21 protein-coding genes are annotated in these 23,141 nt (G+C 58.5%); 10 read left to right on the top strand and 11 right to left on the bottom strand.

What is annotated here, in order from left to right:
- Positions 1 to 3: 3 nt before the first annotated feature.
- Together B7444_RS09945 and B7444_RS09940 are read left to right on the top strand one after the other, a co-directional pair.
- Positions 4 to 1,416, top strand: coding sequence for a sugar porter family MFS transporter (locus tag B7444_RS09945; RefSeq protein WP_007282293.1), 1,413 nt, complete (start codon positions 4 to 6; stop codon positions 1,414 to 1,416).
- Between the two features lie 5 nt (positions 1,417 to 1,421).
- Entirely contained in the window at positions 1,422 to 2,810 is a 1,389-nt protein-coding gene (locus B7444_RS09940; RefSeq protein ID WP_048855158.1) for an MFS transporter, read from the top strand.
- Here the strand turns inward: B7444_RS09940 and B7444_RS09935 are convergent.
- Both B7444_RS09935 and ubiA read right to left on the bottom strand, forming a co-directional pair.
- Complete coding sequence (locus B7444_RS09935; RefSeq protein ID WP_007282291.1) at positions 2,779 to 3,447, bottom strand: class I SAM-dependent methyltransferase; 669 nt, start codon at positions 3,445 to 3,447, stop codon at positions 2,779 to 2,781. The two genes, B7444_RS09940 and B7444_RS09935, sit on opposite strands and share 32 nt — an antisense overlap.
- Positions 3,448 to 3,452: 5 nt before the next feature.
- Positions 3,453 to 4,364: a 4-hydroxybenzoate octaprenyltransferase gene (gene ubiA / locus B7444_RS09930; protein ID WP_007282290.1), complete on the bottom strand. Its 912-nt coding sequence runs from the start codon at positions 4,362 to 4,364 to the stop codon at positions 3,453 to 3,455.
- Between the two features lie 36 nt (positions 4,365 to 4,400).
- Here ubiA and B7444_RS09925 point away from each other — a divergent pair, with 36 nt between their 5' ends.
- The 3 genes from B7444_RS09925 to B7444_RS09915 all read left to right on the top strand — a co-directional run bounded on the left by B7444_RS09925 (position 4,401) and on the right by B7444_RS09915 (position 7,329).
- A complete protein-coding gene (locus tag B7444_RS09925; protein WP_007282289.1) occupies positions 4,401 to 5,141 on the top strand; it encodes a 16S rRNA (uracil(1498)-N(3))-methyltransferase in 741 nt (246 codons plus the stop codon).
- 75 nt (positions 5,142 to 5,216) lie between these two features.
- Complete coding sequence (locus tag B7444_RS09920; protein ID WP_007282288.1) at positions 5,217 to 6,593, top strand: glutamate--cysteine ligase; 1,377 nt, start codon at positions 5,217 to 5,219, stop codon at positions 6,591 to 6,593.
- Positions 6,594 to 6,696: 103 nt separating this feature from the next.
- Complete coding sequence (locus B7444_RS09915) at positions 6,697 to 7,329, top strand: LolA family protein (protein WP_007282287.1); 633 nt, start codon at positions 6,697 to 6,699, stop codon at positions 7,327 to 7,329.
- A gap of 4 nt (positions 7,330 to 7,333) precedes the next feature.
- Here B7444_RS09915 and rsmI read toward each other — a convergent pair whose 3' ends face one another.
- The gene (gene rsmI, locus B7444_RS09910) at positions 7,334 to 8,167 is read right to left on the bottom strand and encodes a 16S rRNA (cytidine(1402)-2'-O)-methyltransferase (RefSeq protein WP_007282286.1); all 834 of its coding nucleotides are present in this window, start codon (positions 8,165 to 8,167) and stop codon (positions 7,334 to 7,336) included.
- Between the two features lie 149 nt (positions 8,168 to 8,316).
- Here rsmI and B7444_RS09905 point away from each other — a divergent pair, with 149 nt between their 5' ends.
- Entirely contained in the window at positions 8,317 to 9,609 is a 1,293-nt protein-coding gene (locus tag B7444_RS09905) for a penicillin-binding protein activator (RefSeq protein WP_007282285.1), read from the top strand.
- 127 nt (positions 9,610 to 9,736) lie between these two features.
- Here B7444_RS09905 and B7444_RS09900 read toward each other — a convergent pair whose 3' ends face one another.
- From B7444_RS09900 to pdxH, 7 genes are all read right to left on the bottom strand, one after another.
- Entirely contained in the window at positions 9,737 to 10,120 is a 384-nt protein-coding gene (locus B7444_RS09900) for a hypothetical protein (RefSeq protein WP_016737746.1), read from the bottom strand.
- Between the two features lie 164 nt (positions 10,121 to 10,284).
- Entirely contained in the window at positions 10,285 to 11,199 is a 915-nt protein-coding gene (locus B7444_RS09895) for a lysophospholipid acyltransferase family protein (protein ID WP_007282283.1), read from the bottom strand.
- Positions 11,196 to 12,173, bottom strand: coding sequence for a tetraacyldisaccharide 4'-kinase (gene lpxK / locus B7444_RS09890; RefSeq protein WP_371859456.1), 978 nt, complete (start codon positions 12,171 to 12,173; stop codon positions 11,196 to 11,198). Before lpxK ends, B7444_RS09895 begins: the two co-directional genes overlap by 4 nt.
- A gap of 2 nt (positions 12,174 to 12,175) precedes the next feature.
- Positions 12,176 to 14,023: a glycosyltransferase N-terminal domain-containing protein gene (locus B7444_RS09885; RefSeq protein WP_231502915.1), complete on the bottom strand. Its 1,848-nt coding sequence runs from the start codon at positions 14,021 to 14,023 to the stop codon at positions 12,176 to 12,178.
- 71 nt (positions 14,024 to 14,094) lie between these two features.
- Positions 14,095 to 14,805, bottom strand: a complete 711-nt coding sequence (locus B7444_RS09880) for a polysaccharide lyase family 7 protein (RefSeq protein ID WP_007282280.1) — start codon at positions 14,803 to 14,805, stop codon at positions 14,095 to 14,097.
- 82 nt (positions 14,806 to 14,887) lie between these two features.
- Entirely contained in the window at positions 14,888 to 15,709 is an 822-nt protein-coding gene (locus tag B7444_RS09875; RefSeq protein WP_224777834.1) for a universal stress protein, read from the bottom strand.
- A 105-nt stretch (positions 15,710 to 15,814) separates the two neighbouring features.
- The gene (gene pdxH, locus B7444_RS09870; protein WP_186810554.1) at positions 15,815 to 16,417 is read right to left on the bottom strand and encodes a pyridoxamine 5'-phosphate oxidase; all 603 of its coding nucleotides are present in this window, start codon (positions 16,415 to 16,417) and stop codon (positions 15,815 to 15,817) included.
- 292 nt (positions 16,418 to 16,709) lie between these two features.
- Between pdxH and fabI the strand changes: the two genes are divergently transcribed.
- Positions 16,710 to 17,561, top strand: coding sequence for an enoyl-ACP reductase FabI (gene fabI / locus B7444_RS09865; RefSeq protein WP_007282277.1), 852 nt, complete (start codon positions 16,710 to 16,712; stop codon positions 17,559 to 17,561).
- A gap of 1 nt (position 17,562) precedes the next feature.
- On the top strand, positions 17,563 to 18,642 hold the full coding sequence (gene aroC / locus B7444_RS09860; protein ID WP_007282276.1) for a chorismate synthase: 1,080 nt from the start codon (positions 17,563 to 17,565) through the stop codon (positions 18,640 to 18,642).
- Between the two features lie 20 nt (positions 18,643 to 18,662).
- On the opposite strand, the gene B7444_RS09855 is transcribed toward aroC, so the two are convergent.
- On the bottom strand, positions 18,663 to 19,094 hold the full coding sequence (locus B7444_RS09855; protein ID WP_007282275.1) for an OsmC family protein: 432 nt from the start codon (positions 19,092 to 19,094) through the stop codon (positions 18,663 to 18,665).
- Between the two features lie 439 nt (positions 19,095 to 19,533).
- Here B7444_RS09855 and B7444_RS09850 point away from each other — a divergent pair, with 439 nt between their 5' ends.
- Together B7444_RS09850 and B7444_RS09840 are read left to right on the top strand one after the other, a co-directional pair.
- The gene (locus tag B7444_RS09850) at positions 19,534 to 21,387 is read left to right on the top strand and encodes a ribonucleoside-diphosphate reductase subunit alpha (protein WP_231502919.1); all 1,854 of its coding nucleotides are present in this window, start codon (positions 19,534 to 19,536) and stop codon (positions 21,385 to 21,387) included.
- A gap of 722 nt (positions 21,388 to 22,109) precedes the next feature.
- Positions 22,110 to 23,132 carry a ribonucleotide-diphosphate reductase subunit beta gene (locus B7444_RS09840; RefSeq protein WP_007282271.1) on the top strand — a complete coding sequence of 341 codons (1,023 nt, stop codon included), beginning with the start codon at positions 22,110 to 22,112 and terminating at the stop codon, positions 23,130 to 23,132.
- Positions 23,133 to 23,141: the final 9 nt, after the last annotated feature.

Here is a 23,141-nt window from a genome sequence, read left to right as displayed (position 1 = left end):
ATTATGGTCGGGATTGCTGCGGTTCGCAGTGAGGACGTTTCGGGGGAGCTTCAACGCAGCACGGCACGTGCCACGGCACTGGGAATCATGGCGGCACTTGCCGGTCTGATGTTCGGTCTTGATACGGGCGTCGTCGCAGGCGCATTGCCCTTTATCGCTACAGATTTCCATGCAAGCGATGCTCTGCAAGGGTGGATCGTCTCCTCCATGATGGCCGGCGCCGCGTTTGGTTCCCTCATCGCCGGTCGCGTTTCCAGTCAGTATGGTCGCACAGGCGCCATGCTTATGGCAGCAATCCTCTTCCTGCTTGGGACCCTGCTGTGTGCTCTGGCGCCGTCTCCGCTGGTTTTGATTGTCGGGCGCGTTTTCCTGGGGCTCGCCGTCGGGCTCGCTGCATTCGCGGCACCGCTCTACATTTCCGAGATTACCGTTGAATCCGCTCGTGGGTCCATGATCTCGTTCTACCAGTTGATGGTCACACTCGGCATTTTTCTGGCGTTTGTGTCAGACAGTCTGCTTGCAAGCGGCCAGCACTGGCGCTGGATGCTCGGGATTATGGCTGTCCCAGCGACGCTGTTCCTTGGAATCGTTCTGATCCTTCCGCACAGTCCACGCTGGCTCATGATGCAGGGGCGCAAGGATCATGCGCGTCGCGTGCTCAACAGTCTGCGGTCTGATGAAGAAGTGGCAGAGGCTGAACTGGCCGATATTCAGGCGCGTCTGAACAAAAGCAGTGATGCCGGGTTTGGTCTGTTCCGCAGCAATCCCAATTTCCGCCGCTCTGTTTATCTGGGTATGCTTCTTCAGGTCATGCAGCAACTGACCGGGATCAATGCGCTGCTGTATTATGCGCCGCGCGTGTTTCAGGCCGCTCATTTCGGCGTCAATGCCTCTATCTGGGCCACCACACTTGTTGGTCTGACGAACATGATTCTGACGGGTGTGGCCATTGCCTGCGTGGACAAGTGGGGACGTCGCCCGCTTCTCATCCTGAGTTGCGTTATTGCCGGTCTCGCATTGCTGGGCGTCGGCGTACTGCTGGAAGTAGGGGCATCGAGCTTTGAGGCCCAGATTGCCCTGTGCGGATTTGTCCTGCTGTTCGTTGCCGGATTCGCAATTGGTGAGGGACCGCTGGTCTGGACCCTGTGTTCTGAAGTTCAGCCAACGCGGGGACGTGATTTTGGAATTGGCTGCTCCACTGTCACAAACTGGGGGGCAAACTGGCTAATTTCCAAGACTTTTCCGATGGTCATCGTGGCAATGGGGGCAGCATCCACCTTTATTATGTTTGCTGCGTTCAATGGACTTTTCGTGCTTGTCACGCTCATGATGGTTCCGGAAACGAAAGGTGTCTCCCTTGAGACACTGGAAGCCAATCTTTTCGCCGGTAAGAAACTGAAGGATCTGGGACGTTAATCGTGATGAAAGCCGCTACGGCTGGAGAGAGTGATCTCGCCTCCGATCCACAACGACACGCTGGGCTTTACGGAGCCCAGCGTGTCAAAGCCATGTCAGCCGTTCTTCTTGGACTGCTCCTTTCCGTTCTGGATTACGCCATTGCAAATGTGGCGCTTCCCTCTATCGCCCACGACCTGAACGCACCGTCGTCCAGGGCAATCTGGGTGGTGAACGCCTATCAGCTCGCCAATCTGTCATGCCTGCTGCCTCTCGCATCTTTCGGCGCGAGAGTGGGCTTTGCCCGCATGAGCCAGATTGGCATCTTCCTGTTCCTCATCACGTCCGTTGGCTGCGCGCTTTCCCAGAACCTGCTGGAACTGACACTGGCCCGCGCGCTTCAGGGTGTCGGCGGTGCGTGTATCATGAGCGTGAACATCGCGCTCGTGCGGTTCATTTATCCGCACGCAGAACTTGGCAAGGGCATTGCCCTGAACGGGCTGTTCGTTGGCATCGGCGTGGCTCTTGGGCCGACGATTGGTTCGATTGTCCTTTCCGTTGCAACGTGGCCATGGATTTTCTGGATCAACCTGCCTCTTGCCCTTGCCGCCCTTGTCATGGCGCATTTTGCCTTGCCGCAGACGCCACGAAGCGAAATACAGGCTGATATTCCCGGCTCAATCCTGACCGTGGCGTCTTTTGCGCTGCTCGGGATCGGTCTCGATGGTCTGATGCACGGAGATTTCCTGCCGGGATTGTTGCTGACAGGTGCTGGCTTGATCTGCTGGTGGCTACTGCTCCGGTATCAGAAGGGGCGCCGGGAGCCGATTGTTCCCGTGGATCTTCTGGCGCGGCGTCCGTTCCTGTTGGCCTGCCTCGTTGGCTTTCTCGGCTTTGTGGCCTCCAACCTTTACATTGTCGCCATGCCCTTCACCTTGGCGTCAGCCTTTCATCGCGGCGATTCCACGATCGGGCTTCTGATTGCGCCCTGGGCTGTCGGGGTGGCGGTGATGTCGTTCGTGGTTGGGAAAATGGCTGATCGCTTTCCGGCGTCTGTCCTGTCTTCCCTGGGGCTGCTTTTGACCTCTTTTGGCTTCCTATTGCTCTGGCTGCTTCCACTCGACGCTAGCAATGCTGCGATTGCGTGGCGAACGCTGTTGGCCGGCTGTGGTTTTGGGCTTTTCCAGCCTCCCAACAACCGTGCCATCATGGTGTCTGCCCCTGCGGGACGGGAAGGTGGGGCCAGTGGCATGCTATCAGTTGCGCGCCTTGGCGGTCAGACGACTGGCGCTCTGCTTGTGGCAGCTCTTTTCACGATCTTCCCCCATCCTGCCTTTATCTGCCTTGGGGGCGCGACGATTGCAGCATTGACGGGGGCTGCAATCAGTCTTGGGCGGAAATACCTCGTAGACTGAACAGCGTCGTCGTGCGCTGGTCGGCACTTTCCAGCTCCTGAGTGGTCTGGACGTTCTGTTGAATCAGGATGTCCAGATCCAGCTTGGGCGCATAGTGCCGTCCCGGATCACAGAGCCAGACTTCGCAATATTGAGCGCACTCCAGCAGCCACGGCATGATCCGGGCGGCCATGGCCTCGTTGTAACAGACATCCCCGATAACCAGCAGATCACAGTCAGGCTTTGAACCGACGAGATCTCCAGCAAGAAGCTTCACGTTGACCGCGTTGAGCGTGGCATTGAGTGCTGTGACTTCCAAAGCCATCGGATCAATATCGTTGGCCTCCGCAACAGACGCTCCGGCTTTTGCCGCAGCGATGGCGGCCAGACCGCATCCACATGCAACATCCAGAACCCGCTTGCCCCGGACACGTTCGGGATTATCCAGAATATAACGTGCGATAAGCTGGCTATCGGGCCACGCGAAAGCCCAGAAGGGAGGTTCAATGCCATGCGCTTCGAGAAAAGCCTCGCTGGCCTGCCAGATTGGCGTGATGTCTGTGGCCAGATGCAGAGCAATTTCCGGAACAAGTCCGGCGCTTTCGACTGCCGTGTTTTCGCGGATGAATGCCGCGGGGTCCTGCAGTCTGACTGACATAATGTTCAAAGTCTTCCGCAGATAAAGGCAAGAGCCAGAAGGAAACCGATGGGGACGTTCTGCTTGAACTGACGCAGGCAGTTCGGTGCGTCATAGGGGTCAAGTGTGCGGGCCTGCTGAAGAAGCAGCAGACCTGCGATTGCGAAGAATAGCCAGAAGCCGAGATGCAGATGGGTATGGATGGCGACCAGCCCCAGAGCCAGCAGCATCAGGCTATAACAGGTGGCGATAAAGGGTTTCGCACGCTTTTCCATGAGGCGGGACGTTGAACGCACGCCGATGCGCGCGTCATCATCCATGTCCTGAAAGCCGTAGATGGTATCGAAGCCAAGCTGCCAGAGGATGACGGCCCCATAAAGCAGAGCACCGTTCCCGTCGAGGCGTCCACCTGCGGCGGCATAGCCCATTGGGGCACCAAAACCGAAGGTGAAACCCATGACAAGCTGAGGCCACCATGTGACCCGCTTTGCTGCAGGATATAGACCCACAAGTACCAGTGCGAAGGGAGCCAGGATCCAGCAGGCGACGGGCAGGCACAGCAGAACACACAGACCACAGAAGAGCAGGAACGCAAGTAGCTTGAGCCCCTGCTTCAGGGAGAGCGCGCCACTGGCCAATGGGCGGCCGGCAGTCCGGGCGACCTTGGCATCAATATCGCGGTCCCAGATGTCATTTACGACACATCCGGCAGAGCGCATGACAAGGGAGCCGAATGCGAAGAGTGCCGTGTAAAGGACGCGGAGTCCGAGTGATGCATCCGGTGCAAGGAAAAGCCCCCACACGCCCGGGAGGAAGAGCAGCCACGTTCCGACCGGGCGATCCAGCCGGGCCAGAAGCGCGTAGGACCGCCAGGGCTCAGGCAGGCGGCCGGTCCAGCCTGTCAGGCTGATATCGGTATGGGGGCGGGTTTTACTCATCAAAGCCCCTGATGCGGGGCAGAGGCGCTTCCGTCAATGGCTGTTGCGCGCTATCCGGGAAGGATGAGCCGATCTGATCCCCGTCTTTATCTTGAAGTGCCGGATGTCACCTTCTCTGAAGGGCTTGAACTTCCGCTCCCCGCCGGTCAGGCCCATTATCTGGGCAATGTCATGCGACAGGGGCCAGGAGACGCTGTTCGCGTCTTCAATGCGCGGGACGGGGAATGGGCAGCAACAATCCAGACCCTACGGAAAGACCGCGGGACAATCGTTTTCGGAACAATGGAGCGTCCTCCCCAGGCGACGGAAGGGGTAGAGCTTCTGTTTGCGCCGCTGAAACGCGATGCGACCGAGCTCGTCATTCGGATGGGAACCGAACTAGGTGTGACCTGCTTCCGACCTGTCATTACGGAGCGGACCAATACCCATCGCCTGAATCTGGATCGTCTGACCCTGATTGCCAGCGAAGCAGCCGAGCAATGCGAGCGTCTGGATATTCCCGAAATCCTGCCGCTCGAGCCCCTGAAAACCGTTCTGTCCACCTGGCCGAACGACAAACCGCTTTTTGCCGCACTGGAGCGGCGACCCGGTGAAAAGGGTCCCGAGAAGGCGGCGGCTCTACTGATCGGGCCGGAAGGCGGCTTTTCCGACGCCGAGGTTTCGATGCTTCAGCGTCATCCCGCTGTGCATGCCCTCTCCCTGGGGCCGCTCGTCCTGCGGGCTGAAACGGCTGTCTGTGCGGGGCTGGCCCGTCTGGCACTCAGACGTGGCGCCTGAGGGTGACAGGACCGTCTGAACTGCTACAAGTTCAATCAATATCGAACAACGATTTCAAACCGAGGCAAAACCGCCATGTCCAATCCCGGCACGTCTAACAGCGCAGCGATCGAGAATCGGGCGCAGCTCGTCGAGGTTCTGGAGCGTGGCTCCAAGCCGCAGTCTGAGTGGAAGATTGGTACTGAACATGAAAAGTTCGGGTTTGTGCTACCGGGACAGGATGACGGGCGTGAGCCGCTTTCGGCTCCTCCCTACGAGCCCAAGGGTATTGGCGCTCTTCTTCAGAAGCTGAAAGGGCCGGACTGGACCCCGATTCATGACGGCGAAGCCCTGATCGGTCTGGCTGGCCAGAACAGCCAGAAAGGCCGGTCGATTTCCCTGGAGCCTGCGGGGCAGTTCGAGCTTTCGGGCGCTCCCGTGGTATCGCTACAGGAAACACAGGTTGAAATGCAGGAGCATTTTGACCTGATTCGCGGTCCGGCTGCCGAACTTGGAATTGGCTTCCTGCCATTCGGGTTCCAGCCGCTGTGGAGCCGCGATTCCATGCCATGGATGCCCAAGAGCCGCTACGCCATCATGCGGAACTACATGCCGAAGGTCGGCAGTCTTGGCCTGGACATGATGACGCGGACCTGCACCGTGCAGGTCAATCTGGACTTTGGCGATGAAGCCGACATGGCCCGCAAGATGCGTGTGTCTCTCGCCCTACAGCCTTTGGCGACAGCTCTGTTTGCCAATTCGCCATTCGTGGAAGGCAAGGCAAACGGGTTCCTGTCCAACCGAGCCCGGATATGGACGGACACCGACAACCAGCGGGCGGGTCAGCCTTCGCTGTTCTTCGGGGAAGACTTTGGTTTCGAGAAATACGTGGACTGGGCGCTGGATGTGCCCATGTATTTCGTAGCGCGGGATGGAAAAAATCTGGATGTCAGCGGTTGTTCATTCCGTCGCTGGCTGAATGGTGAGCCACAGCCGGGTCTGGAAGGTCTGACGCCCACGATCGGGGACTTTGAGGATCATCTGACGACGGTTTTCCCGGATGTGCGCCTCAAGCAGTTCCTTGAAATGCGCGGGGCAGACGCTGGCCGACCTGAAATGATGGTCGCGCAGTCTGCGCTCTGGGTTGGTCTGTTCTATGATGCAGCGACGCTGGAAGCCGCTGAAAAGCTGGTTCTGGAACAGCAGTGGGAAGTTTATCAGCAGCTTCGGGCTGAAGTGCCAGCGAAAGGTATGCAGGCTGAGTTCCCCGGGGGGCTGAAGGCTCTGGCCAAGCGCGTTGTGGCACTCGCCGAGCAGGGCTTGCGCGCACGTGTCCGCAACGAGGCGCAGTTCCTTGATCCTCTACACCTCATCGCGGATGGTGGCCCGAATCAGGCCGAGTACTGGCTGGCGCTCTACGAAGGCGCATGGGGTGGCAGTGTGAAGCCGCTGTTCCGCGAAGCCGCTATCTGAGGCGAGGCCGAAAGCCAACATTCCGGTTTTTGTGGGAACGCGTTATGCATCGAGGGAGGCGGGACTTTTGCAACCCGTCCCGCCGATCGGTAGTTCCAGAGGGATGATGAACCGTCTTTTCTTCCGCGCCGCATTAGCGAGCGCTTTCGTATCCGTCGCAGCTCTGCCTCTTCCTGCTCTGGCGCAGGCTGTCCCCGTACAGCTCCGTCCAGTCGATCAGGGGTGGGTGGCGCGTATTCAGGATACGCTGGGTCAGATCACGGTCCTTCAGGCCCGGTTCCAGCAGATCGCTCCTGACGGTAAGACCGTCGGTGGGACGGCCACGCTGGATCGTCCGGGGCGTATGCGCTTCGATTACGACAGCCCGAGTCCTCTTCTGCTGGTGGCCAACGAAGGCAAAGTCATCTTTCAGGACCGTAGCGTCGGGCAGGTTACTGCTATCCCTCTAGACCGTACGCCATTGGGTCTTCTGCTTCGCCCTGATCTGAAATTGTCCGGCGATGTGACGGTGACCGGCTTTGAGCGTAAAGGCGGCCAGATCCATCTTCAGGTTGAGAAAACCGACAATCCAGGTGAGGGCAATCTGACTCTTGTTTTCTCGGAAACGCCGCTGGCTCTGCTGGGGTGGGAAGTCGTGGACGCACAAGGCCGCACGACGCGTATCGCCCTGTCTGATGTGAAGACGGGTGGAAGCGTGTCCCAGTCTCTGTTCACGCTTCCAAAATCCGAAGACTGATCAGTCAGCTCTTCATTTCTTTTGAGAGCTCCAGTGCACGGGCATAAACCGTGCGCTTGGGGAGCTTGATAATACCTGCGACCAGCGAGGCTGCATCCTTGACGGAGTGGCTTTCCAGCGCTTCGCGAAGATGTGTGTCCAGATCATCCGCTCCACTGTCGTCTTCCGCTGACGGACCAATCAGAAGCGTGATTTCGCCGCGCGGAGCTGTGGTCTGGAAATGAGCCAGCACCTCTGCCAGTGTTCCACGCACCATTTCTTCAAAACGCTTCGTCAGTTCGCGGCCAACGGCTGCCTCACGATCGGGACCGAAGACAGTAATCAGGTCCTCCAGCGTTTCGACAAGACGATGTGGCCCTTCGTAGCAGATGAGCGTTGAGCGGACACCAGCCTGTTCCGCAGCACGGAGTGTAGCAAAACCGGTTTTGCGCGCTTCACTGCGGGGGGCAGGGAAGCCCAGAAACATGAACGGCAGCGGCGGCAGCCCGGAGAGGGTCAGTGCGGTGATAACGGCATTCGGGCCCGGGATCGCCGTGACATGAATGCCAGCCGCAATTGCTGCCCGGACCAGTCGATATCCTGGATCTGAGACGAGCGGGGTGCCAGCATCTGACACGACGGCGTATCGCGCGCCCGCAGAAAGTTTTTCTACAAGAAACGGGGTACGATCCTGTTCGTTATGATCGTGCAGCGTTCTGGTTGGGGTGGAGATATTGCGTGATAGCAGCAATTTTGCCGTCACGCGCGTATCTTCACATAAAATCGCCTCAACGCCCTGTAAGGTTTCGATCGCGCGTTCGCTGATATCGGCCAGGTTGCCGATTGGCGTCGCAACCAATATCAGTTGTCCCCCCACTCTCGGGCCATGCTCCGATGGCGGGGCGGCCGTTAACATTTCAGCCGTATCGCTCAAGGGAGTTTCAGCGGAACATGACTTTTCGGACATCTGCATCCTCGGTGACGAACTCAAGGGTCTATTCTGGACCGATGAGCCGTCTGCGCAAGGGTGTAAGCACTGGCCTCGCCGCTGGAACCTTTCTGACGCTCACGGCATGCTCGGGGGGAGGCTCCTCCCTGATCCCGGGCGTTGGCGGTATTCCGGGCGCCAGTCAGGCCCCGGGTGCACACGAAGTCGGCCTGATTCTGCCGCTGACGGGACGTTACGGAGCCATTGGTGGTCGTATGCGCGACGCAGCCAAGCTCGCCCTTTCTGCACAGGGTTCCCCAGCGCTGGACGTTCATGACAGTAACGCAGCCGGTGGCGCTGCGCAGGCCGCTCATGATGCGCTGTCCCGCGGAGACGCGATGATTCTCGGACCGTTGACGGCTACGGAAACAGCAGCTGTCGCGCCATTGGCTGTTCAGGCGGGAAAGCCTGTTCTGGCATTCACAAGCGACTCGACACAGGCTCGGCCGGGTGTCTGGGTCATGGGCCTTACACCGGAACAGCAGGTTCGCCGTATGGTGGATGCCGCCCGTGCGACAGGACGCAAAACGTTTGCTGCTTTCCTGCCTGACAATGCGCTCGGCCATGCCATGGCTGAAGGTCTTCAACGCGCTTGCAGTGATGACGGATTGAAAGATCCTCAGATCGTTTTCCATACAATGGATGCACAAAATATCGACGATGGCATGAAGGGCCTGTCTGATATTGCAAACCGCCAGCCTCCAGCTCCTGCGCCAACAATCCCGTCTGGTCCTTCTGCCGTGGATCCGACCGCAGACGCTGCCCCCGATTCGGCTGCTCCAGCCAATCCAGCTCAGGCAACTCCCCCCCAGCCTGTCGCAGCGCCTCCTGTTCCGCCGCCGCCGTTTGATGCCCTGGTTCTGGCCGATACCGGTGTGGAGCTCGGTCACATCATCACAGCTCTACGCGATGATCACATTGATTCCAGTCAGGTTCAGATCATGGGCCCCGCACTCTGGAAGGCGTTTGATGGCAAGCTGAGTGCTCTTCATGGCGCTTGGTATGCCGCGCCGGACGCGAAGGATCGCAACGGATATGTGGGGCAATACAAGGCCGTTTATCATCAGGCCCCGTCTCCTGTAACGGATTTCGCCTATGACGCAGCCGCTCTTGCCGGAAGCCTGATGAAGCAGGGCGGTCCGACAATGGAGGCTCTGACGCGGGCGGACGGTTACATGGGGGTGGACGGCCTGTTCCGGCTGCGTGCCGATGGCCATGTGACCCGCGCACTGGCGATTTTCCAGATCCAGCGTGGCGGCGGCGCCCGTATTATCGTTCCAGCATCGCGGGATATTGCTACCCGTCCAAGCTAAGACGACACGTTATTTTTCAGGAGAAGAAACACGCGTCTGCGGCGATCAGCGCGTGTTTTTTTGTATTCGAGGCCTCGGTGTAAAATCCAGGAGGCCGCGCATCAGGGGAAACTCCCCTGAGACTCTGTCAGGCGGCGTATGTTTCTGCCAGCGGCAGGACAGGACGAATGGTGTGGAGAGCCAGTTCAAAGCTGGCATAGCTGCCCAACTCGTGATTCCGCAGATGATCGATCAGAACCCAGCGCATGCCTTGTGGACGCAGCATGTAAGCCGGGTCAGGATTTTCACGGACCCAGACGAGAACATGCTCAATCGGGGTCGTTCCATCAAAATTGGTGACACCGGAATCGACCGGAGTGATCTCCGCATCGAACAGACCCATCCGCATTCCAGCTTCGAGCCAACGGGACAGATATTCGCGGTGGCGAGGAAGCACGCCCTGTCTCAGGGTCACGACATTGCAGCCCATGGAAGCGGGTGAAAGGTCGAGAAGGGGAGTTGCCTGCGCCATCAGGAAAGTCCTCATCAAAGCGGGGCGAAAGGGCCCGGTGATTGCGATGAGGTCAGGCTAAAATCCAAACGGGGCCTTTCACAATCTTAAATGACGCCAAAACCCCTTTTGGCGACATAAACTTTCCCCACTGTGGCAAATCTGCCATGCGAAAAACGCATAGCTCAACATGTTGTTGTCATATTCCGATACAGATCCTTGCTCCAGCGGCGATGAAGCAAGAGCCAGGAACCGGGTCGCTGCTCTATCCATTCCTGAAGACGGTCGTTGAGTCGCTGGGTCAGAGCCAGGATGTCCGCCTGACGGTCATCTGTCGGCTGGAAGTCAATGGGCTCATCCACGACAAGGACGAGTCTCGCCGGGCCATCGCGACGCACATGACCGGTCACGATCAGCGCATTATGTCGCAGGGCAAACACCGCGGTGGCCGAAGCCGTCATCGCGGGGCGACCAAACAGCTTGGCTTCGATGCCATCGTTCATTTTCTGGTCACCCAGTACGCCGAGATGGCCTCCTTTTGAGAGGTGCCTGAGGGCAGCGCGCGCACCTCTGGAGCCTTTGGGGAACATCGGAACGTCTGCCCCCATGGCTTCCCGTCGCAGAACATGAATGATGGAATCCACGGTGGGATTGCTGGCCGCCCGGTAGAAGGAGGCGAATGGCATGCCAAAGCGGGCCACGACAGGCGGCATCAATTCCCAGTTTCCGATATGGCCGGAAAAGAAAATGATCGGTCGTCCTGTGGCTTTGGCTGCCTCAAGATGTTCTGCACCTTCAACCTGCCAGCCGGGGCCAGAAGGCGTATTCTGTTTCAGGCGCCCGACATGAGGAAACTCCGACACGGTTCGGCCCAGATTCTCCCAGCAGTCCCGGACGGTTCTACGCCGTTCCTCGCGGGTCATCTGCGGCATGATCATCTGAAGATTGCGGTCTGCTACTTTGGAAACGGGCAGGAATGGCCCAAGAGTGCGGGCTACCGCCCCCCCGAGAGTGGAGGCCACGGAAGGTGGCAGAATACGGAGCCCGCCCAGCAGGATACGTACGATCAGGGCTTCTGCCCGATATGAAAGAGAGGTCATGACAGGGGAAAAAGCAGATCCAGAATATGGTCCGGTGCCTTGGGGTCTGCCCAGAGCAGCTCGACATTGACGACCGTGACCTGCGCCCGAAAGGCAGGAGGAAGTTTGACCGCATCCTTGGCTGTGGTCACGAGAGTGGTGCCGGACTCCCGGCGCAGCGTTTCAAGGCGCTGGATATCGTTGTTTGAATAGGTGTGATGATCTGGAAAAGGCAGGGAACGCACGGGCGTGACACCTGCATCCTGCAGCATGGAAAAGAATTTTTCCGGCCGACCGATGCCGGCAAAGGCAACGACGCGGCGTCCCTGAAGACTCCTGATTTCGGGTCCAGGAACAAGCCGGGCCTGTGTCTTGAACAGGAACGGAGGAAGGGTCAGCAGCAGATTGTGGCGGTCTTCGCCAATGATGACCACGGCCTGAGCCCGTTTCAGAGCATCCATAACCGGTTCACGCAGCGGACCTGCCGGCATGACCTGTGCATTCCCGAATCCCACGGACCCATCCACAACCAGAATGGAAATGTCCTTGTGCAGGCTGGGGTTCTGGAAGCCATCATCCATGACGAGGCAATCAGCACCCTGGCCAACCGCCAGACGCGCGGTCTGCCCACGGTCCGACCCGATCCATGTTGGTGCAGCGCGAGCGAGGAGTAGCGGTTCATCCCCGACATCCCGTGCACTGGCTCGCCCTGGATTGACTTCCAGTGGCCCACGCTCGCGTCCGCCATGGCCACGGCTGAGAATATGAGGGTGATGTCCACGCTCGATGAGGCGCTGGACGAGATCGAGAGTCAGGGGTGTCTTGCCTGTCCCGCCTACCGTGATGTTGCCACAACACAGAACAGGAACTGGGGCTTGAAACCCGGTTTTTTTCAGGCGACGGCGTGTCAGACGAGTCGCGATGGTTCCGAACGGACGCAGCAGGAACGCGGCAGGCCCTATCCGGGGAGCAGACCAGAATCGCGGCGCCTGCAACTTCATCGTCCAAGTGTCTCCAGAATGCGAGGGCTCAGCCTTGACACCACGGAGCGCTGAAGCCCCGCCGTCGAGGCTGTGGAGGGTGGTGCGTTCATCCACTCTGCCAGAGTAGCGACATCCCTGACGATGTGAAGATAATCCTGAAGCAGAATCATGGCTTCGCGCCAGTTATCCATTAACGGCCCAGTCGCGGTTGGGATCCCCAGACGAAGAGGTTCAAACGGATTATGTCCGCCGCCTTTGCCAGTCAGGGAATTCCCGATGAAACAACTGTCTGTCAGACGATAGAGCAGCCCCAGCTCTCCGAGTGTATCGGCTATCCAGACAGGCATTGTGGCGCTTGGGTCCTGCCCTTGGGATCGGCGGGGAAAGCCGAACCGCTGGGCCAGTTCTTCCCCGCGGGAAGGATGACGCGGAATAAGAATGGTCAGAAGGTTGGGACGTTTCTGTCGCGCAATCGCGGCAGCTTCCAGAACCAGTTCTTCTTCGCCCGGATGGGTGGAGGCCGCCACGAAAACCGGACGATCGCCGATCCGGGCCTTCAGGCGCTTCAGTTCCTGCTCATCACACGACAGGGGAGCCGCATCCTGCTTGAGGTCACCATCTTCATAAACCGGACTGGCGCCAAGGCTGCGAAAATGCGTAGCGTCTTCTGGGCCGCGCGCCGCCACCCAGGTCAGGCGTGAGAACATCCGGCGTGTCAGGGTGCCAGCCTTGGCCCAGCGTCGGGCTGAACGGTCAGACAGGCGACCATTGACCACCATCGTGGGAATGTTCCGACGGCAGCAGGCCGTAATGATCCCCGGCCAGAGTTCACTTTCTACAAAAACGGCCCCATTCGGCTTCCAGCGCTTGAGGAAGCGTCCGAACCAGCGGGGGACATCATGCGGGATGAAACGATGCAGGACACGCTTTCCGAATTCCGGGTGAGCGGCGACAATTTCCGCTCCCGTGACGGTTGCCGTTGTGAAAAGAATTTTCAGATCGGGCTGTCGCTCCAGAAGGTCGTCCATCAAAGGACGGGCGCAGAGCGTTTCTCCGACACTCGCTGCATGAATCCACAGCAGTGAACCGCTCGGCCTCAGACCGCCACCCAGTCCCATGCGTTCACGCAGTCGGTGCGGTAACTCGCGCCCCCGGTGTACGCGGATGCGCAGCATAATGGTGAGGGAAGGGGCCAGCAAGGTCCCAACTGCTCCCCAAAGGCGGTCCATCACGGACAGGTTTTGTTTCCGGACATTGTCTTCGGCCTGTTGCGAGACAGCATCGAGCGCTTTCCGCAGGGTTTCCGCATCCGGCTGAAAAAGTGGTGCTCCCGTGACCATTGATCCTCTGCCGAAAGGCAATGGAAACAGCATCCTGTCCCATGAAGGGAGATGGATGCCATTACACGCCAGGCCCATGGGTACCACGGCACAGTTTGCCAGACGGGAAAGCGCTACGGCGCCAGGCTGGACTTCTTCGGCCGGGCCGCGCGGTCCATCGGGCGTAATGGCGACGAAGGCACCATTCTTCAGTTCCCGAAGAGCGGTCCGCATAACGGCCGCCCCACCTTTATCCTTGCCCTTGCTGGAAGAAGACCCGTGAATGCCGATAATTCCCCAGGGACGCACGGCATCGGCGATCAGGAGGCCGTCAGCATTCCGGGAAATGAGAACCCTGAGTTTCAGGCGAGGTTCGTGAGCGGTCGCCCAGAACCAGAGGGCCGGAGCCAGGGTAAGGGAGCGGTGCCAGAAAGCGACTACCGTTCCCTGATTCGGCTGTTGCAGAAGGTCCCGGGAGGCTCGTGAACCGCTTACCTGCCAGCGTGTGGAACGCAGGCTGGCACCCAGCCAGATACGGATCATGCGCGCAGGCGATATCATGGGCAGTCGGGTAGCATGGTCCGGGCTGGCTCGCAAAACTCTGTGACAGAAGCTCAGGCAGCCTGATGGTGAACCTGCAGTCCTGTGAAAGTCACGCGTGCCGCATCTGAATGGCTTGGTCGATGGAATCCCTGCTCACCAGCGACGGCTTCAAACCACAAGGCATGCGTTGTGGCGGCAGAAGGCAGCGAGAAATGACTCGCCGTTCCGTTGACGGAAATCACGAGCAGGCCATTGGGCGTTGTGTGCATGGCATAGCGGACGGTCTGGTGCGGATAAACGGTTCCGGCGACCACATTCTGAGTGGATGTCCCGTTGTTTACGATAGCCAGAACCCGGTCGCCTTCGACTCTCAACTCGGCAATGGTGCCTTGCTGGGAGGTAAGCCGACCAATCGTGATGTGGCTGTTCTCCGGAAAGCGGTCGATGTGCAAAGCCGCTTCCATGTCGGAGGATGTCTGCTGGAAGTACCAGGCTGAGTTTTCACGCAGCAATGTCTCAGGCGCGATTGTGCCGCGAACAGGCGGCTGAAGACCATCGGTTTGTAGGGTGATGCTGCCGGTCTGCGGATTGCGGCCGTAGAAAGAACTGCCGTAGCCCGAAACCAGCGTCGTGGAAGGGACGAGGTGCAGGCTCAGGCGACCGGCTGGTTCCTGAAGTGTAAAAGAGGAAATATCGGCTGAAAGACCGGTATCCATGGCCTGCGCGGGTGCAGTCGCAAGAGCGGTAAGGCAGAAGAGCGGAGCGGCTAATCGGGAAAGCATGGAGCGTCCTTCCGGAAGTCTGTGTGAAACGTCAGATGACGGTTCCAACGCAGAACTCCGGAAAAAGACGCATGATCTGCGGTCAGCGGCTCATGAGAACGGTCAGTTTCATGTTCTCAAGAATATGACGGGTCACACCCCCAAGAATCATCTGGCGCAGGCGCGAATGAGAATAGGCGCCCATGCTGAGCATATCCGCGCCAAAGTTTTCAGCTCCCTTGAGCAGACCCGCACCGACATCCTTGTTGATGGGATCGCAGGCCTGCGTCGTGGCAGAAATCCCATGCATCCGCAGATAACGGACCACATCGTCACCCGTCGGGCCACGACGCTGGTATTCCTGACAGGTCAGCACTTGCACCGCTTCTGCCGTATGGGCCCAGGGAAGAATGCAACGCAGGGCGAGGGACGCTTCCGGCGTGCCGTTCCAGGCAATGGCAATACGGCTGCCAACTGTTTTGGGAACAATCGGCGGCGCAATGACGAGCGGACGGCCACTGTCAAAGAGAATGGCGTGCAGCGTTTCGGAGGCACGCGGATCCGTGGCAGAAATCAGATTCGGCACGAGCGTCATGTCCGCCAGACGCGAACGCCATGTCAGGGCATCATGCTCGGTTCCATCCAGTACTTCGAGGCTGGCGCTGACACCTTCTCCGAGCGTCATGCCGATTTTGGAGGCTTCGACGCGGCGGATGCCGTTCTGGTGCACGAAGGTATCGAAGCTGTGCCGGATCCGGATGGCACGGCGATGGGCTTCCGTAGCGGCCGCATCGATCATTTCCGTCACCATGCCGGCAGAAATGCCCTCGCCAGCCAGCGTTGCAACTTCTGTCGGGTCAGAGCCGACGACGACGGCGGAAAGATGCGCGTTGAAACGACGGGCAAAGTCCAGGGCGACCGACATGACAGACTCCAGGTCGTCGGCCCCGGTGAGGGGGAGAAGGATGTTCTTGATTTCGATAAGCATAGTGTGAGGCTCCCCACCTGCGGAAAAGGGTGTTCTGTGTCTTTACGGATAAAGACGCGTGACGTTCCATCCGGATCCATCACGAGTCCATAATGCCCGGTCATGGAGGCGGAAAGGCCGGTCCTGCCAGAACTCGATGGCGTCCGGGGCAACGCGGAAGCCGGTCCAGTTGTTCGGGCGGGGGATCGGGCCTGTGCCATATTTTTCTTCTGCAGCCTTCAGGCGCTCTTCAAAAGTGCTTCGGTCATCCAGCGGACGGGACTGGTCAGACGCAATGGCTCCAAGGCGTGACATGGGCGAGCGGCTGGCGAAATAGGCATCCGCTTCTTCGTCACTCACCTGCGTGACCGGTCCTTCGATCCGGATCTGCCGGCGCAGGGACTTCCAGTGAAACAGCAGGGCAACGTGCGGGTTGGCGAGCAGATCGCCGCCCTTGCGGCTCTCCACGTTTGTATAAAAAACAAATCCGCGTTCGTCCGCGCCTTTGAGAAGCAACATCCGAACAGACGGGCGCCCATCCGGCGTAGATGTCGCAACAGCCATGGCGTTGGGGTCATTGGGTTCGGACGCTTCCGCGTCTGACATCCACGCTGCGAACAGGGTAAAGGGGTCGGCAGTCAGGTCAATGAGGGGCTGAGTGGACATGGAAGTCTCCTGAAGCAGCGGGGACGGCCCTGAAAGAGCAGAACGGGAATTATAGCGGTTCCGTCCGGGTCCCGGAACAGACCCTGCCAATCCAGAGCTCAGAATTATAGTGTCCAGGACACTATATAGAGCGGGAAAAAGCGCATGCCTTGACCTGTCTCATGGGCCTGAAATCCACACTACGGCGGGAAACTGCCGCCGAAGAGGCATTGAGTGTCGTGTTACTCTTGTTTGCTGGCATCTCTTGTGCGACCACGGCGCTAATACGCCAACGCGATTCAGGAAACATCCAATGTCTGAAACAGAAGACAACATTCCGGCTCCCGTGACCGGCACCCTCATGAAGAGCAAGCGCGGTGTCATCATGGGTGTTGCCAACAAGCACTCCATCGCGTGGGCCATTGCCAGCGCCTGTGCTGCACAGGGCGCGGAACTGGCCTTCACCTATCAGGGTGAGGCTCTTGGCAAGCGCGTTCGTCCATTGGCGGAAAGCGTTGGCTCTGATCTGGTTCTGCCTTGTGATGTCAGCGATGACGCCGCAATTGATGCCACGTTCGATGAAATCGAAAAGGTGTGGGGCAAGATCGACTTCGTACTTCATGCCATCGCCTTTGCTGACAAGCAGTACCTGCGCGGCCGCTACATCGACACGCCGCGTGATGCCTTCCTGCAGGCCATGGACATTTCCTGCTATTCTTTCGTGTCCGTCGCCCGTCGCGCGTCTGCTATGATGAACGCTGGCGGCTCATTCCTGAGCATGACCTATCTCGGTGCCGAGCGCGTTATGCCGCACTACAACGTCATGGGCGTGGCCAAGGCGGCGCTTGAAGCCTCCGTGCGCTACATGGCTGCCGATCTTGGCCGTGACGATATCCGCGTGAACGGAATCTCCGCTGGCCCGATCATGACGCTGGCCGCCAACGGCATCAGCGACTTCCGCTACATCCTGCGCTGGAACCAGCTTAACGCCCCGATGGAGCGTAACGTAACACTGAAGGACGTCGGCGGTTCGGGCATGTATCTGCTCTCTGACCTCTCCAGCGGTGTGACGGGCGAAATCCATCATGTGGATTGCGGCTACCATACGGTCGGCATGAAGAACCCGGCAGCTCCCGACATTGCTGCTGTCAGCTCCGGGGACTGACATGTCAGACAACAGCTTCGGGCAACTCTTTCGCGTCACCACCTGGGGTGAGAGCCACGGGCCAGCCATTGGCTGCGTCGTGGATGGCTGTCCACCCCGCCTGAAGCTGTCCGAGGCGGACATCCAGCCCTGGCTTGATCGTCGTCGGCCGGGGCAGTCTCGCTTCACGACCCAGAGGCGGGAGCCGGATCAGGTCCGGATCCTGTCGGGGGTGTTTGAAGGCCAGACGACCGGAACGCCCATCTCGCTGATGATCGAGAACACCGATCAGCGGTCGAAAGATTATGGTGAGATTGCCCAGAGCTATCGTCCGGGCCATGCCGATATTGCTTATGACCTGAAATACGGCATCCGTGATTACCGAGGCGGCGGTCGCTCGTCCGCTCGTGAAACGGCCATGCGTGTCGCCGCGGGTGCCGTTGCGCGTGTGCTTCTGAAAACGCTGATCGGGGAGGGCGTGAAGATTCGCGCAGCCCTGACAGGCATCGGCGGGCAGACCATTGATCCGTCTCGCTGGGACTGGGATGAAGTGGAGCGTAATCCGCTTTGGTGCCCCGATGCAGCGAGCGTTGGTCCTTGGGAAGAACTGCTCGACTCTGTCCGTAAGGATGGATCGTCCATTGGTGCAACTGTTGAGGTTGTTGCAGAAGGTCTGCCTCCCGGTCTTGGTGCGCCGGTTTATGGAAAGCTGGACGCGGATCTGGCGGGTGCCCTGATGGGTATCAATGGTGTGAAGGGCGTCGAGATCGGTGATGGTTTTGCCGTGGCTGCGCTTCGTGGAGAGCAAAATGCTGACCCGATTGCACCAGGGCCGCAGTTTGCGTCGAATCATGCAGGTGGCATCCTTGGAGGCATCTCCACAGGGCAACCGATCGTGGCTCGCTTCGCCATCAAACCAACCAGCTCGATCCTGACGCCAGTGCCCAGCATCAATAGTGCAGGGGACGCGGTAGAGGTTCGCACCAAGGGACGGCACGATCCGTGTATCGGTATCCGTGCCGTCCCTGTGGCCGAAGCCATGATGGCCTGCGTTCTTGCAGACCACCTGCTGCGTAATCATGCGCAGTGTGGCTGGGGATAATTAATCCCAGCCTTCAAATTTTAGCTGGCGAGTTTGGCGTCCAGGGTGATCTCCGTATTGAGAACCTTGGACATCGGACAGCCAATCTTGGCCTTGTTGGCGGCATCGATAAAGTCAGCCTCAGTCGCGTTCGGAACCACGCCACGAAGCGTCAGATGAGCCTTTGTAACGGAAAAGCCGTCGCCAACCTTATCCAGGGAAATTGTCGACTCCGTATCGAGGGAGTCGGCTGTGAAACCAGCATCACCAAGAATCAGAGATAGCGCCATTGTGAAGCAGCTCGCATGGGCCGCACCGAGGAGTTCTTCAGGGTTGGTGCCCGGCTTGTCTTCGAATCGCGTGTTGAAACCATAAGGCTGATCCTGAAGGGCGCCACTCTGTGTCGAGATGGTGCCTTTGCCTTCCTTGATGGTTCCGCTCCAGTGAGCCGAAGCTTTCTTGTTGATGGTCATGAGACGCTCTCCGCATGTTTGGGGTCGGGTTCTCCAACGTGAGGAGCCGGTCTTCGGTTGCGGTTAAAATCCTCTGTCCGTGTGGTTGTGATGTCACGCCGGGAAAGCTGCTTGGGGATGAATGGGAACTTGCGGCGGTTTTCTGCGATTGCCCCTATATATAGGGGTGTGGATCATTTTTGCCCCTAGATATGGATGACTCCAAATTCACAGCTCTTTCCATTTTGCAAGCGAAGAGTTCGCTTGCAGTGAGCACGGCGAGTGTGGAATTGGAGGGTCATCAAATCGAAAAAACAGACCGCCGGAGCAGAGCGCAATGACACTTCATGACGTGACGATGGACACGCCACATACGGCCGACCGCCCGCATGACGTGCTACCGCCTGTTGACCATCCCGTTGGTGAGCCGGCTGTTGGGGAAGGGGACGAAACCCCGGATATGTTCGACGATGTCGTGCAGCTTCCGGGGCATCACGCGGTGCGGGTGGATCGTTCGCGCGATTCCCTGCTGACGGATTTTGGCAAGGCGACGCTGGACAATCGTTACCTTCTGCCCGGCGAGCATTATCAGGATCTGTTTGCGCGCGTTGCGTCCTATTACGGCGCAGATCAGGGCCACGCCCAGCGCATTTATGACTATATTTCCCGCCACTGGTTCATGCCCGCTACGCCGATCCTGTCCAATGGCGGAACGTCTCGTGGTTTGCCGATCTCCTGCTTCCTGAACGAAGCGGAAGACAGCCTTGAAGGTATTGTCGGTCTCTGGAACGAGAACGTCTGGCTGGCGTCCAAGGGCGGCGGCATCGGGTCCTACTGGGGTAATCTGCGTTCGATCGGCGAGAACATCGGTCGTAATGGCAAGACGTCCGGCGTCATTCCGTTTATCCGCGTGATGGACAGCCTGACACTGGCCATCTCGCAGGGGTCCCTGCGTCGTGGATCTGCGGCCGTGTACCTGCCGGTCTGGCACCCTGAAATCGAAGAATTCACCGAAATGCGCCGTCCGACGGGTGGCGATCCGAACCGTAAGGCCCTGAACCTGCATCATGGTGTGCTGGTTACGGATGCTTTCATGCGCGCTGTCGAAGCTGACGAGGAATGGGCGCTCCTTTCCCCGAAGGATCACAGCATTATCCGCAAGGTCTCTGCCCGCGCCCTATGGATCCGTATCCTGACGGCCCGCATGGAGCAGGGCGAGCCGTACATCATCTACTCGGATCATGTGAACCGGGCCCGTCCGGAGCATCACAAGCTGGCTGGTCTTGAGGTCAAGACGTCCAACCTCTGCGCCGAGATCACGTTGCCGACCGGCATCGATCACCACGGCAAGAATCGGACGGCTGTCTGCTGCCTGTCTTCCCTGAACCTGGAAACCTGGGACGAATGGAAAGACGATCCTCAGTTCATCGAGGACGTCATGCTGTTCCTCGATAACGTCCTGCAGGATTTCATTGACCGTGCTCCGGACGACATGGCGCGTGCCAAATACGCAGCTGCCCGTGAGCGGTCCGTTGGTCTTGGTGTGATGGGATACCATTCCTTCCTTCAGGCTCGTATGATTCCGTTCGAGAGCGTGATGGCGAAGGTCTGGAACAAAAAGATCTTTCAGCATATCCGTGCTCAGGCCGATGCGGCTTCAAAGAAGCTGGCGGAACTGCGGGGTCCATGCCCGGATGCCGAGGAATACGGCTTCATGGAGCGTTTCTCGCATAAGCTGGCGATTGCCCCGACAGCATCCATTTCCATCATCACAGGCAATGCCAGCCCGGGCATCGAGCCAATCAGTGCCAACGTTTTCCTCCAGAAGACGCTGTCCGGCTCGTTCTCGGTTCGCAATCGTCATCTGACCAAGATCCTTGAAGAGCGCGGTCAGAATACGGACAAGGTCTGGTCTGACATCACCCTGAGCAAAGGGTCTGTCCAGCATCTGGACTTCCTGACGCAGGATGAAAAAGACGTCTTCAAGACAGCCTTTGAGCTGGATCAGCGCTGGGTTGTCGAACATGCGGCAGACCGTGCACCGTTCATCTGCCAGGCCCAGTCGGTCAATCTGTTCCTGCCGGCAGATGTCCATAAGCGCGACCTGCACCAGATCCACTTCCAGGCCTGGAAGAAGGGCCTGAAGTCTCTGTATTACTGCCGCTCCCTGTCGGTGCAGCGTGCCGATGCGGTCTCCACGCTTGCCGTGAAGAGTGACATTCTGGACGACGAGAAGTACGAAGCCACGGCGCAGACCGCCCCACGCGGCAAGATGAGCAGTGGCGATTATGAAGAGTGCCTCGCCTGCCAGTAAGGCAGTTCGGTAATACCAGTCTGAAAGGCCCGGTTCCTTGATTGAGGAGCCGGGCTTTTTTATGCCTTCAAAGCGCCTTAGGCCCCTCGGTTTGGCGGAAGCCCAGCCAAAGTCCGATCAGCCCGAGCGCTGTAGCAATCCATCCCAAAGTAGCGCCTGGCGCGATGAAATGAATCTGGCTGTTTCCGGCGGAAAGGGGGGATGCACGTAAACAGTCCGTTTCACATTTCTGGAACAATGGAGATGCCGTTCACCTGTGCCGGCCAGCCCGGTAGCATCACTTCCCGGCACCAATCCTTTTGTCGTTGCAGTGGAGTTTCGCACTATCAGGGATGTCGTCATCATCGGATCGGTGGGGACAAATCCGAGCCATTCCGGCAGATAAATGCAGATAGGGAGAAGACTGGGCGCAAGAAAGTGAGAGCGTGGCCAGAAGCAACACTTTTGCTGAGGCATGGAGGCTTCGCCGGGAGGGTTGCGCGGCTTGCATAACCCTCGCGTTTTCGTCTCGGACAAGAATGGATTGTCGACTGATGAGGCGTCGGAGGTTATGATCTGCGCCAGAATGATTCTGGATGATCGGGGTTGAGCATAGCCATACCCACGCGATGGTCTCCAGACTGACTAAGGTATTGAAAAACACGAATTTCTTATGTGTCCAGCTTCTCTGAACCGGAGAAGGGCGGCCACAGGGAAAACGTGTCTTTGAGGAAAGTAAGGTCATGAGCAACCCGACCCCGACTGCTGGAGCAACTCCAGCACCCGAGCACTATGACCTGATGACCGCGAACCCGGTTTACAAACCGTTTCGCTACCCTTGGGCCTATGACGCCTGGCTGACCCAGCAGCGCGTTCACTGGCTCCCGGAAGAAGTGCCTCTGGCTGACGACGTGAAGGACTGGCACCGCACGCTGACGGAAGCCGAACAGCATCTCGTGACGCAGATCTTCCGCTTCTTCACACAGGCCGACGTGGAAGTGAATTCCGCGTACATGAAATATTACAGCCAGGTCTTCAAGCCAACCGAAGTGCTGATGATGCTGTCTTCGTTCTCGAACATCGAGACGATTCACATCGCGGCCTATTCCCATCTTCTCGACACCATCGGGATGCCTGAAACAGAGTATTCGGCCTTCCTGAAGTACAAGGAGATGAAGGACAAATACGATTTCATGCAGTCGTTCAACATCGACAACAAGCGTGAAATCGCGAAGACCATGGCGGCATTCGGTGCCTTCATGGAAGGGCTTCAGCTCTTCGCATCGTTTGCGATCCTGCTGAACTTCCCGCGCTTCAACAAGCTCAAGGGCATGGGGCAGATCGTGTCCTGGTCAGTGCGTGATGAAACGCTGCACTGCCTGTCGATGATCCGCCTGTTCCGCACGTTCATCCGTGAGAATCCGGAACTGTGGACGGAAGATTTCCGCGAAGAACTGAAGGAAATCTGCCGTACGACCGTTGAGCATGAAGACGCGTTCATTGATCTGGCCTTTGAAATGGGCCCGGTTGAAGGAATGTCTTCAAATGACGTCAAGCGTTACATTCGCTTCATCGCAGATCGTCGCCTGACGCAGCTTGGCCTTGATCCGGTTTACGGCGAGGAAGAAAATCCGCTGCCTTGGATCGATGACATGCTGAATGCTGTCGAGCACGCGAACTTCTTCGAAAACCGCTCCACGGAATATTCCCGTGCCTCTACGTCCGGCACCTGGGAAGAAGCTTTCGAAGGCAACGTCTTCGAATAATCTGCATGT

It is taken from the genome of Gluconobacter thailandicus F149-1 = NBRC 100600 (genome assembly GCF_000964465.1).
GTDB lineage: Bacteria > Pseudomonadota > Alphaproteobacteria > Acetobacterales > Acetobacteraceae > Gluconobacter > Gluconobacter thailandicus.
Note: the sequence above shows the minus strand (reverse complement) of the source record. Positions and strands in the feature narration are given on the sequence as shown.